The following is a 12,233-nucleotide window of genomic DNA, read 5'->3' on the forward strand; positions in this document are numbered from 1 at the left end:
GTCACTCCAGGCGCGAACGGAACAGGGCAGAGGCGGCACCGATCGTCACCGTGGCGATCACCACCATTGGCCAGGTGTTGGCGAACACGTCGGCGGCGGGCATGCCCTTGAGGAACAGCCCCTCGGACACGATGAAAAAATGCTTGGCGGGGTTAGCCTGCGCGATCACTTGCAGGAACGGCGGCATGTTGGCGATCGGCGCGGCATAGCCCGACAACAGCGTGACCGGGACAGTCAGCGCAAACATGCCCAGAAAGGCCTGCTGCTGGGTCTGGGCGATGACCGATATCAGCATGCCGATGCCCGTCATCGATAGCAGGAACAGGATCAGCGCGGGATAGAACAACAGCAATGCGCCATGGAACGGCACGCCGAACACCAGTGGGTTGATCACCAGAAACAGCGTCGCATTGGCCACCCCGATCGTCACCGGCGGCACCATCTTGCCCACCAGGATTTCCCACACGCGAAACGGCGAAACCATCAACTGGTCAAAGGTTCCCAGTTCCTTTTCGCGCGCCACCGATTGCGACACGACCGAAGTGGCTGACACCAGCGAGATCACCACCACCAGCGAGGGGATGGTGAACCACAGATAGTCGAGATTGGGATTGAACCAGTAGGTCACGCTCGAATTGCCCGGCGCCGGCGGCTGCGCGACGGCGATCGTGTCGGACACGTCGCCGACGATGCGATCGACATAGCCGCCGACGATCTGCGCCGCGTTGACCTTGCGTCCGTCATAGGCCGCACCCACGACACCGCCCCGGCCGGCACTGACATCGGCCGAAAAGCGGGCATCGAACCGCAACGCGGCGATCACCTGTTGGCTGTCGATCGCGCGGGCCAGATCGGCATCGGAATCGAGCCGCACGATCCGCTGCACATTGGGGCTGCCGGCCAGGCGCTGGATGATCTCGTGGCTCCAGTATCCGCCGTCGCGGTCGAGCACGCCGATGGTGACATGCTTGACCTCCATCGTCGAGGCATAGCCGAACACCAGCAACTGGATCAGCGGCGGCATGATCAGCGACAGGCGCGCGCGCGGGTCGCGCAGCACCGCCCAGAATTCCTTGACGATGATCGCCACGAGGCGCGGCCCCAACAGCGCGGCAATCATGCGATCCTCCGCAGCGTGGCCCGCACCGTCAGCGCAAAGAACGCCATGCCAAAGCCCAGCAGCACCGCCATGTCGGGCACAAACAGGCCCCAGTCGTCCCCGGCGATAAACACCGTCTGCAATTGCGGGATCAGATAGCGCGATGGCACCAGATAGGTGATTGCCTGAATCGGCACAGGCATCGAACTGATTTCAAACAGAAACCCCGACAACAACAGGGTCGGCAGAAACGCCGACAGCAGCGCCACCTGGCTGGCGACGAACTGGTTTTTGGTCAGCGCCGAAATCAGCAGGCCCTGACCCAGCGCGGGAAACAGAAACACGCTGGCAATCACGATCAGCGCCAGCGGGCTGCCCCTGAACGGCACGCCGAACACGGTGACCGCCAGCACCGCGCACAAGGTCATCGAGCCGAGCCCCAGCAGGAAATAGGGCACCACTTTGGTGGCGATGAATTCGGCCATGCCCAACGGGGTGGCCATGATCGCCTCCATCGTGCCGCGTTCCCATTCGCGCGCAATCACCAATGCGGTCAGCAGCGTGCCGACCATGGTCATCACCACCGCGATCGATCCGGGCACCAGATTGTAGCGGCTCTTGAGTTCGGGATCGAACCAGTAACGCGGATCGGTCTGGATCGGCGGCGGTTTGGCCGTGCCGCGATCGCCAGCCCGCGCGGCGGCCCAGGTGGCGCGCACCCCTTCGGCATAGGCGGCGATGAAGTTGGCCGTATTGGGCGCGGCGCCGTCGGTCAGCACCTGGATCGTGCCGCCGCCTTGTGCCACCAGGCGCCCAAACCCGTCGGGGATCACGACGATGCCGCTGATGCGTCCGCCCACTAGATCACGCGATAGCTGGCTGACCGCGCCGGTGGTCACCACGTCGAACCATTTCGAGGTCTGATAGCTGCCCGCCAGGCTGTGCGCCGCCTCGCTGTGATCGGTGATGACCAGGCCGATGCGGCTGCGCGCGGTATCGAGATTGATCCCATAGCCGAACAGGAACAGCAACAGCATCGGCAGTGCGAACGCGATCAGGAACGTCGAGGGATCGCGCGCGATCTGCAGGCTTTCCTTGACCAGCATCGCGGCAAACCGCCGGGGTCTGAACACGTCGGTCATGCCGCGTCCCGATGCAGATCGCTGGCTTCGATCAGCGCGACAAAGGCGTCTTCCATCGTTGCGTCGGCCTTGCCCGCCATGGCCTTCAGTTCATCGGGGGTGCCGGTGGCGATCTGCCGGGCGCGATAGATCAGCGTGGCGCGGTCGCAATATTCGGCTTCGTCCATGAAGTGCGTGGTGACCAGCACGGTCACGCCCTTTTCGACCATGCCGTTGATATGGGTCCAGAATTCGCGCCGCACCAGCGGATCGACACCCGACGTCGGCTCGTCCAGAAACAGCACCGGCGGCTGATGCAGCACCGCGCAGGCCAGCGCCAAGCGCTGTTTGAAGCCCAGCGGCATGGTGCCCGCATTGGTGCCCAGATAGCGTTCGAGATGAAAGATCGCGATGGCCTGCTCGATCGCGTCGCGCGCGCGTGCGCCCGATAGGCCATATGTCCCGGCAAAGAAGTTGAGGTTCTGGCGCACCGACAGATCGCCATAGAGCGAGAATTTCTGGGCCATGTAACCCAGCGCCTGGCGCGCATCGGCCTTGGCGCGGCGCAAGTCGATGCCGGCCACCGAACCACTGCCGGTGCTGGGCGTCAACAGCCCGCACAGCATCTTGAAGGTGGTCGATTTGCCCGCGCCATTGGGGCCGAGCAGGCCGAAGATCTGCCCGCGCGGCACGGTAAAGCTGATCGCGTCGGCGGCGACGAAGGTTCCGAACCGGCGCGTCAGCCCTTCGGCCACGATCGCGGGCCGGTGCGTGTCGGGGATCACCCGGTAATGGCGGGCCAGGTCCGAGGTGCCCGAGGGACCGCCCCCGAGCAGATCGATGAACGCGTCCTCAAACCGGGGCCGTGCGGGTTCGATCACCGATCCTGGCGCCAGACCCAGCGCCTTGGCATCCGGCACCGGGGTGTCGGCGCGGACCATCAGGCGCAGCGCGTCGCCCTGCACGGTGCCATCGATGATCGCCGGATTGTCGAGTGCATGCTGCAACGCCACGCGGCGGCCTTCGCCAGGCACCGCGATGCGGATCACCCGGCCCTTGATTGCATCGGTCAGCGTTTGCGGCGGGCCATCGTAAATCGCCTTGCCCTCGCTCAGCAGCGTGACGCTGTCGCATTTTTCGGCTTCGTCGAGATAGGCGGTCGACCACAGCACGCCGATCCCGTCGCTGGCGAGATCCTTGACCATCTGCCACAATTCGCGTCGCGACACCGGATCGACCCCCACGCCGGGCTCGTCGAGCAGCAGCAGGCGCGGCGCGCGCACCATCGCACAGGCCAGACCCAGCTTCTGCTTCATTCCGCCCGACAATTGCCCGGCCAGCCGCGTGGTAAACCGGCGCAGATCGGTGAAATCGAGCAGCCGGTCGAAACTGGCCTGCCGCTCCGATGGGGCCAGCCCGCGCAGATCGGCATAGAGCCGCAGGTTTTCCATCACGCTCAGGTCTTCGTACAGGCCAAAGCGCTGCGGCATATAGCCGATCATGCTGCGGTCGGTCGCGGTGGCGGGTTGCCCGAACACCGTGGCCGTCCCCTGATCTGGGTCGATCAGCCCGGCCAGAATGCGGATGAGGGTGGTCTTGCCCGCGCCGTCAGGGCCGATCAGCCCGGTCATCCGCCCCGGCGCGATGCTGATCGACACGCCGTCGAGCGCCGGGCTGGCCTGCCCGGCAAAGCGCTTGGTCAGCGCGTGGGCCGTGGCAACGGGTTCGGCCATGTCAGTGGCCGGTGTCGGCGCGCGCGCCCGGAACGGCAATGGTGACCGGCGCGCCCTGCCGCAACGCATCGTCGGGATCGGTCACGATCACCCGCACGCGATAGACCAGATCGGCGCGCAGCGCGTCGGTCTGCACGGTCTTGGGGGTGAATTCGGCGGTCGGCGCGATATAGCCGATGGTGCCGTGATAGGCCTTGCCGACCCCGTCGACATGGACCGTGACCGCCATGCCCGGTGCGATCCGCGCCAGTTCGGGTTCGGGAATATAGGCGCGCACGCGCATTGGGCGGTCGATCGTCAGCGTCAGCACCGTCTCGCCGGGCTGGACAATTGCACCGGGTTCGCGCGCGCGGGTCAGGATGGTCCCGGCGTTGGGCGCGCGCAGCACGGTATCGCCCAGATCGGTCTTCGCCCGCGCCGCACTCGCCAGCGCCTGTTGATGGCTGGCCGCCGCCGAGGCGATGTCTTCGCGGCGATATCCGGCCTGTTGCAGCGACAGCGCCTGTGCGGCAGCATCGACTTCGGCCTGGGCCGAATGGAACCGTGCCGCCGTGCTGTCGAACAGCGCCTGGCTGACCGCGCCGGTTTTGACGAGCGTGACGCGGCGGTCGTAATCGTCACGGGCCGTGGCCAGCACGGCCTGCGCATCGGCCAGCTTGGCGCGCGCCTGCGCAATGTCCTGTGGCCGGTTGCCATTGCGGCGCTTGTCGAGTTCGGCGCCGGCGACCGCAACCTGGGCTTCGGCGGCGTCGAGCTGATCGTGCAGCGGCTGGCGGTCGAGCGTGGCCAGCACCGCACCGGGCGGCACGTGCACGCCTTCCTCGAACGGGATCGTCGCGATCCGTCCCGATACACGAAAGCCCAGATCGACCTGCCGGATATCGACATTGCCGTGCAGCACCAGCCCGTTGGCATCGGCACCGCGCCACAAGCCGAAACCGCGCGTGGCGAGGGCCGCCACCACCAGCGCAACCAGCGCCAGAATTCCAAGGATACGACGGCGGTTCATGCGAGGGGCGTCTCCGGCTCGGGGCAGGTCGGCAGCGTCGGTTGCGGTCAGTCGGTCACCCGCTGGTCGGCAAGATAGGCGCGCGCCATGGCCAGCACCGCCTCGATCAGCGTTTCACGTTCGGCCCAGGGAAAATAGGGCTTGCTGATCAACAACGCGGTCAATCCGTGGACCAGCGCCCAGATCGCCTGCGAAATCACGCCGATCGCGGCATCGTCGCGCCCGCAAATGCGCACGACCGGATCACGCAACGCGGCAAAGGCGTGCAAGCCCGCCGCCATGCCCGGATCGCACGTCGCCAGATCGAAGGTGACGTCCGGCGGCGGTGCGGTCTCGCGCGTGGGCATGAAAGCGATGCGATACATGTCGGGGTGTTCCAGGCCGAATTCGATGTAACTGCGGCCCAATATGTCGATGCGCTGCCACGGATCATCGACATCGATCAATTTTGCCGCAAATCGTGCGTGCAGGGCATCGAACGCGCGTACGCACAGTTCTTCGGCAATCGCATCGGCGCTGGCAAAGTGGGCATAGAGCGACGGCTGCGAAATGCCCACGGCCAGGGCAATCTGGCGCGTGGTCACGTTGCCCGCGCCCCGTTCGCCAAACAGGCGCAGTGCAACCTCCAGGATCTGTTCGCGGCGCTCGCCGCTGCGCGCGCGCCTGGTGGGCTCGTTCATGGGGCCAGACTTCGCGCGAATCCGGCGCGCGGTCAACCGATCATCGATAGGTATCGCTTGAATACCTATCGATGATAGCCTATCGCTGATAGGTCATTAGCGATTTCGGGGATTCGCAGCCATGGTCGACCGCCGCCTTGCCGCCGTTGCCACATTTGCCGTGCTCGGCCTGGGGGCGCTGGGTCTGGCGCTGGCCCAGCCGCACCACGCCGCCGCGCCCGCACCCGCGCTCGCGGTGCGCGCGGTAACCGTGGCCGACAGCGACGCGGCGGACAGCGGCGGCCCGCGCTTTGCCGCGACGATCCACTATGACCGCGAGGCCAATCTGTCGTTTCGCGTGCCAGGCCGGATTGCCGGACTGGCGGTGCGTCCCGGCGATCGGCTGGCCGCAGGCGCGCTGGTGGCGGCGATCGAGCCGGCCGCCTTCGCCTCGGTTGCCGCGATACGCGGGGCCGATGCGGCGCATACGGCACGCGATGCCGATCGTCTGGCCGGGCTGGTGCATGACGGCGCGAGCAGCCCGGCCGCCGCCGACGCCGCGCGCGATGCCGCGCAAGGCAGCGCGGCGGCGCTGGCCGGCGCGCGCTATGATCTTGCCTCGACCCGGTTGACCGCGCCGTTCGCCGCGCTGGTGCTGGCGCGTGGGGCCGAACGCGGTGAAACCGTGGCCGCCGGGCAGACCGTGGTGCGCGTGGCCGATCGCGCGTCGGCCTTGCTGGCGATGGCCGATGTGCCGGCCGAAACCGCCGCGCATCTGGCGCGCGGCCAAGTGGCGCAAGTGTGGACGGCGGGCGCCACCGCCCCGGTCGCTGCGCGGGTGTGGCGGATTGCGGGCGGGGCCGACGCGCGCAGCGGGCTGGTCTCGGTCGAAGTCCGGCTCGACGGTGCGCATGATCTGGCCAGCGGCAGTCCGGCAGCGGTCGGCTTTGCGCAAGAGACGCAGGTGACGCGGCAACAGCGCCTGCCCGCCGAAGCGCTGATCGATGCCGACAGCGCCGGGGCGAGCGTGTGGGTGATCGATGCGGAGGGCCGCGCGCGGCGGCAGCGGGTGCGCTTTTTCGGATTTGACGACCGTGATGCGCTGGTCGGCGGCCTGCCTGCGCGCGCGCGGGTGATCACCGCCGGGGCCGGGTTTGTCGGCGAGGGCCAGGTGGTTGCGGTGATCGGCGCATGACCAGGATCATCGCGTTTGCCGTGGGGCGCTGGCAGTTTTCGTTGCTGGCGACATTGCTGATCGCCGCGTTGGGCGTGTTGACCTTCGTCTCGCTGCCGCAGACCGAAGATCCGCAGCTCAACTTTCCGCTCTATATTGTCACCGCCGTGCTGCCTGGCGCCAACCCGCGCGATATCGAACAGCAAGTGACCAAGCCGATCGAGGATGCGCTGTCGGGGCTCGATGCCATGCGCGAGATCAGCTCGACCAGCAGCGACGGGGTCGCGGTGATCCGTGCCGAATATCTGTGGGGCACCGACACCGATCGCAAATACGACGAAGTGGTGCGCGAAGTGAACGCCTTGCGCGCCACGTTGCCCGCCGGGATCACCCGGCTGGAGGTCGAGCGCGCGCGCCCCAACAATGTGCCGATTGTCGAAGTGGCGCTGATCAGCGACGTGCTGCCGATGCGCGTGCTCGACAAATCGGCGCGCGACTTGCGCGACCGGTTCGCACGGATCGCCGGGATCCGGCTGGCCGAAGTCCATGGCGTACCGTCGAACGAACTGGCGGTGTCGATCGACACCGCGCGGCTCGCGGCGCTGGGGCTGGCACCGGGCGCGGTGGTCGATGCCTTGCGCGCGGGCGGGATCGACACTCCGATCGGTTCGGTCAATGCCGGGGATCGGCGGTTCAACGTGCGCTATGCGGGCGACTATCCCGATGCGGCCACGGTGGCGGCTGTGCCGCTGCCCACGCCGGGGGGCAAGCTGCTGACCGTGGGCGATGTCGCGCAAGTGCGCTGGGACAGTGCCGAGCCGACGCATGTCGTGCGCTACAACGGGCATCGCGCGGTGCTGGTCACTGCCTCGCAAGGCGATCGGCAGGATATCGGCGCGCTGACCGCACAGATCTCCCAGGCGACCGAGGCCTTTCGCCGCACTCTGCCGGGCAGCGTGCGGCTGGAAACCGGGTTTGTGCAAAGCGCCAATGTCCACCACCGCATGCACCAGTTGGCGCGCGATTTCCTGCTGGCCTTTGTCATTGTCGGGATCACGCTGTTGCCGCTGGGCTGGCGTGCGGCGGGGGTGGTGATGATCGCCATTCCCGTGTCGCTGCTGATCGGCGTGCTGGTGCTGGCCATGGCCGGGTACAATCTCAACCAGTTGTCGGTGGCCGGATTCGTGCTGTCGCTCGGCCTGTTGGTCGACGATGCGATCGTGGTGATCGAAAACGTGTCGCGCTGGCTGCGGTCGGGGGCCAGCCGCACCCATGCGGCGATTGCCGGGACGGGGCAGATCGCGCTGGCAGTACTGGGCTGTACCGCGTGCCTGATGTTTGCCTTTCTGCCGCTGATCGCCTTGCCCGAGGGATCGGGCGAATTCATCCGCTCGATGCCGGTGGCGGTGCTGGGCACGGTGGGCGGGTCGCTGATCGTGGCGATGACGCTGATCCCGTTTGTCGCCAGCCGCCTGTTGCCGCGCGATGCCGACCCCGAAGGCAATCGCCTGTTGCGCGCGCTGCATGCCGGGATCGAGCGGGTCTACAGCCCGCTGTTGCACCGTGCGCTCGATCGGCCGTGGCGTGCGCTCGGGGTGATCGCGCTGATCGCGCTGCTGGCGGTGCCGTTGACCGCCGCGATCGGCAGCAGCCTGTTTCCGCCCGCCGATCTGCCGCAATTTCTGGTACGCGTGGAAATGCCGCGCGGCACCGCGCTGGCCGCGACCGACCGGGTGGTCCACGCGGTGGCCACGCGGCTGGCGCGCGAACCGTCGGTCGCCTGGACGATCGAAAACACCGGGCGTGGCAATCCGCAGCTCTATTACAACAACCCGGCCTCGGTCGAAGATCCCGCGCTGGGTGAAGTGGCTGTGGCGTTCCACGCCTGGGATGCGCGGCGCTCGCCTGCCGTGCTGGCAGGTTTGCGCGCCGATTTTGCGAAAATTCCCGGTGCGCGGATCAATGTGATCGAATTCGTGCAAGGGCCGCAAGTGCTGGCGCCGGTTGCGCTGCGGATTGTCGGGCCCGACATTGCCGTGCTGACCCGGCTGGCCGATGCGGGCGAAAACGCGCTGCGCACATTGCCCGCCTTGCGCGATGTGACCAATCCGCTGCGCGCCCGGCGCACCGATCTGCATCTGGCGGTGGACGAGGCGCGCGCGCGGGCGCTGGAGGTCGCGCCCGGTGCCTTGCGCGAAGCGGTGCAACTGGCCATCGGCGGCGCGTCGCCCGCCATCGCGCGCGATGCCGATGGCGACCAGTATCCGGTTACCGTGCGCCTGCCGATGGTCGGCCGGCGCGAGATCGGCGCGCTCGACCGCATCTTTGTGCCGACGCTGGCCGGGGGCAATGTGCCGCTGTCGGCGCTGGCGGCGATCACGCTCGACAGCGGGCCCGGCGCGATTGAACGCCACCAGCGCGAACGCGCGGTCACGCTGACCGCCTATGTCGCGACCGGCGAGCTGGTGTCGCGCGCCACCGCCCAGGCGATTGACCGGCTGAACACGGCGGTGCCGCTGCCGCCGGGATACCATCTGGAAGTGGCTGGCGAGGCGGAAAGCTCGGCACGCAGTTTCGGCGGATTGCTGCCCGCGATCGTCGTCGCCACGGTGGGCATTCTGGCGGTGCTGGTGCTGGAATTCGGCAGTTTCCGCAATGTGCTGGCGGTGGCGACGGTGATCCCGCTGGGCTTTTTCGGCGCGGTGCTGGCACTGTGGCTGACCGGCAACAGCCTGTCGTTCACCGCCGCGATCGGGATGATCGCGCTGGTCGGGATCGAGATCAAGAATTCGATCCTGCTGGTCGATTTTACCGAACAGTTGCGCCGCGACGGCATGGCCATGCGCGAAGCGGTGGAACGGGCGGGCGAAACCCGGTTCCTGCCCGTGCTGCTGACCTCGATCACCGCAATCGGCGGGCTGCTGCCGCTCGCGATCGAGGGCAGCGGGCTCTATTCGCCGCTGGCGATCACCATGATCGGCGGTCTGGTCACGTCAACCCTGCTCGCCCGCATTGCCACCCCTGCGCTCTATCTGCTGCTTGCCGAACGCGCGCCATCCGAAGGAGTTGCGGCATGACCGCGCGTCGGCTTGCCCTGCTGGCCACGCTGTGGCTGACCGCCTGCGCCGGGGCAGGGCCCTATCATGCGCCCGACCTGCCGCTGGCCCCGGCGTGGGATGCGGCCAATGCCGATCCGCGCGCGGCGCGTACCGACTGGTGGCATGACTTTGGCGATCCGCAGCTCGATCGCCTGATCGCGGCCGGGCTGGCCGACAATGCCGATATCGCGGGCGCGCTGGCGCGGCTCGATCAGGCGCGCGCGGCGGCAGGCGCAGCGCATGCCGCGCGGCTGCCGAGCGGCGAGACGCAGGATACCGTGGCACGTCAGCGCCAGTCGATCGACAGCGGGCTGGGGCGGCTGGTGCCCTATGTTCCCGGCCTGTCGCGGGTGCAGAACCAGGGTGATCTGGGTGTTTCGGTCAATTGGGACATCGATTTTGCCGGGGGCCTGGCGGGGCAGGCACACGCTGCGCAGGCCGATGCCGAGGGCGCGCATGCCGGGCTGGCGGCGGCGCAACTGGCCACTGCAGCGGCCATCGCTGACGCCTGGTTGGCCTGGCGCCACGCGCGCGCCGATCGGGCGCTGTTGCTGCATCAACGCGAACTGACCGATCAGCAGGTAAGCCTGGTCGATGCGCGGGTGGTGCGCGGTGATGCCGCGCGCCACGATGGCGACGAGGCGGCGGCCACGCTGGCGGCAATCGATGCCGTGCTGCCCGATGCCGACAGCGCGATCGTCATCGCGCGCAACCGCATCGCCATCCTGATCGGGCGCCCTGCCGGGACCGACTTGCCCGAACTGGACGGCCCGCCCGATACGGCACCGATGCCGACGGCCGACGAACCGGCGGCGGGCACCCCTGCCGATCTGTTGCGCCAGCGCCCCGATCTGGTACTGGCCGAGGCACGCCTGCGCGCCAGCCATGCGCGCATCGGATCGGCGCTGGCCGAATATTGGCCGAAATTCAGCCTGTCGGGGCTGTTCGGGTTTTCCAGCAACAATCTGGCACTGCTGGGCGGCAATTCGGCCAATGTGATCACCGGGGCGGCGGGCCTGCGGTGGCGGCTGTTCGATTTCGGGCGCATCGATGCCGAAGTTGCCGGTGCCCGCGGCGCCGAGCGCGAGGCGCTGGCGGCTTATCGCGGCGCCGTGCTGTCGGCGGGGGGCGAAGTCGAGAACGGCTTTGTCACGCTGGCTGCGGCACGCCGCCGGCTGGCCGCGCGCATGGCCGCCGACGCGACCGCCGAACACTTGCTGGCGCAAGCCCGCGCCCGCCAGCGCGCGGGCGATATCAGCCAGTTCGAACTGGTCGTTGCCGAAACCCGCCGCATCGATGCGGCACGTGGCCTGCTGGCGGCGCGCGCCGATGTGGCCAGCGCGCTGGTGGCCTGCCACCGTGCTTTAGGTGGCTAGCGCCATCCCCAGCCGGTCGAACCCGGTCGGCGTGGTATCCTGGCCAAAGCGCCAGGCCGAAACGGTGATCCCGCCGCGCAAGTCGTCCTGCGAATAGATGCACGCGGCCGGATCATCGCCCGCCGCGCCGACCGCGACCATCAGCGGGATCAGGTGATCTTCGCGCGGATGGGCGATGCGGGCCGCAGGCGCGCGCTCCCAGGCGTTCAGCGCGGCAATGCGCCGGGCCGGATCGGGATCGGTCAGCGTGTGGCGCAGCCAGCCGTCGAATGCCGCCGAGGGCCCCGCCGCCTGCGGATTGAACATCCGCAAGTTGTGATAACTCAGCCCCGATCCGATGATCACCACGCCTTCATCGCGCAGCGGCGCAAGCGCGCGGCCCAGCGCGATATGCGCCGCCGGGTCATAGCTTTGGCGCAGCGACAGGCTGACCACCGGCACTTGCGCGTCGGGATAGATCGGCTGCATCATCGAAAACGTGCCATGGTCGAACCCGCGCGCCGGGTCGGTGCCGATGGCGATCCCCGCCGCTTGTCCCAGATCGACCACCCGCGCGGCCAGTTCGGGCGAACCCGGGGCAGGGTATGAAATGTGATACGTATGTTCGGGAAAGCCGAAATAGTCATAGACCATGCCCGGCTGCGACGCGGACGAGACGGTAAACCCCGGTTCTTCCCAATGGCCCGACACCGCCAGCACTGCGCGCGGGCGAGCGGGCAATTGCGCGGGCAGCGCCTTGAGCGAAGCCTCCAGCCAGTCGAAGTCGCGGCGGAATTCGCCGTCCAGCCAGGGCCAGGGACCGCCGCCGTGCGACAGGAAGAATACGGGTTGGCGTGTTGTCATGGCTGGCATTTAGCGCCGATCCGCGCGCCGGGGCAGGGGGAAAGTCTTGGGGACAACCGTTCGGAAAAGCTGAACAGCGGGCCTGCGTTCCAGCGCTGTGTCCCGAGGGTCTGTGCATTCG

At 67.9% G+C, this 12,233-nt stretch carries 9 protein-coding genes; 3 read left to right on the forward strand and 6 right to left on the reverse strand.

Annotated elements, in window-relative coordinates:
• Nucleotide 1: 1 nt before the first annotated feature.
• From AQZ49_RS06935 to AQZ49_RS06955, 5 genes are read right to left on the reverse strand one after another with little or no spacing between them, the layout of a single operon-like run.
• Nucleotides 2-1,120, reverse strand: a complete 1,119-nt coding sequence (locus tag AQZ49_RS06935; protein ID WP_067614364.1) for an ABC transporter permease — start codon at nt 1,118-1,120, stop codon at nt 2-4.
• Nucleotides 1,117-2,241: an ABC transporter permease gene (locus tag AQZ49_RS06940; protein ID WP_067614366.1), complete on the reverse strand. Its 1,125-nt coding sequence runs from the start codon at nt 2,239-2,241 to the stop codon at nt 1,117-1,119. The genes AQZ49_RS06935 and AQZ49_RS06940 overlap by 4 nt, the downstream gene beginning before the upstream one ends.
• A complete protein-coding gene (locus AQZ49_RS06945; protein WP_067614916.1) occupies nt 2,238-3,953 on the reverse strand; it encodes an ATP-binding cassette domain-containing protein in 1,716 nt (571 codons plus the stop codon). The genes AQZ49_RS06940 and AQZ49_RS06945 overlap by 4 nt, the downstream gene beginning before the upstream one ends.
• A gap of 1 nt (nt 3,954) precedes the next feature.
• Nucleotides 3,955-4,962 carry an HlyD family secretion protein gene (locus tag AQZ49_RS06950; RefSeq protein ID WP_067614368.1) on the reverse strand — a complete coding sequence of 336 codons (1,008 nt, stop codon included), beginning with the start codon at nt 4,960-4,962 and terminating at the stop codon, nt 3,955-3,957.
• Between the two features lie 47 nt (nt 4,963-5,009).
• Nucleotides 5,010-5,642, reverse strand: coding sequence for a TetR/AcrR family transcriptional regulator (locus AQZ49_RS06955; protein WP_067614370.1), 633 nt, complete (start codon nt 5,640-5,642; stop codon nt 5,010-5,012).
• Nucleotides 5,643-5,763: 121 nt separating this feature from the next.
• Here AQZ49_RS06955 and AQZ49_RS06960 point away from each other — a divergent pair, with 121 nt between their 5' ends.
• From AQZ49_RS06960 to AQZ49_RS06970, 3 genes are read left to right on the forward strand one after another with little or no spacing between them, the layout of a single operon-like run.
• Entirely contained in the window at nt 5,764-6,816 is a 1,053-nt protein-coding gene (locus AQZ49_RS06960; protein ID WP_067614372.1) for an efflux RND transporter periplasmic adaptor subunit, read from the forward strand.
• Nucleotides 6,813-9,872, forward strand: coding sequence for an efflux RND transporter permease subunit (locus AQZ49_RS06965; protein WP_067614374.1), 3,060 nt, complete (start codon nt 6,813-6,815; stop codon nt 9,870-9,872). Before AQZ49_RS06960 ends, AQZ49_RS06965 begins: the two co-directional genes overlap by 4 nt.
• A complete protein-coding gene (locus AQZ49_RS06970; RefSeq protein WP_067614376.1) occupies nt 9,869-11,269 on the forward strand; it encodes an efflux transporter outer membrane subunit in 1,401 nt (466 codons plus the stop codon). The genes AQZ49_RS06965 and AQZ49_RS06970 overlap by 4 nt, the downstream gene beginning before the upstream one ends.
• On the opposite strand, the gene AQZ49_RS06975 is transcribed toward AQZ49_RS06970, so the two are convergent.
• The gene (locus AQZ49_RS06975; protein ID WP_067614378.1) at nt 11,258-12,112 is read right to left on the reverse strand and encodes a DODA-type extradiol aromatic ring-opening family dioxygenase; all 855 of its coding nucleotides are present in this window, start codon (nt 12,110-12,112) and stop codon (nt 11,258-11,260) included. The two genes, AQZ49_RS06970 and AQZ49_RS06975, sit on opposite strands and share 12 nt — an antisense overlap.
• Nucleotides 12,113-12,233 lie beyond the last annotated feature (121 nt).

Source organism: Novosphingobium sp. FSW06-99, assembly GCF_001519065.1.
Lineage (GTDB): Bacteria > Pseudomonadota > Alphaproteobacteria > Sphingomonadales > Sphingomonadaceae > Novosphingobium.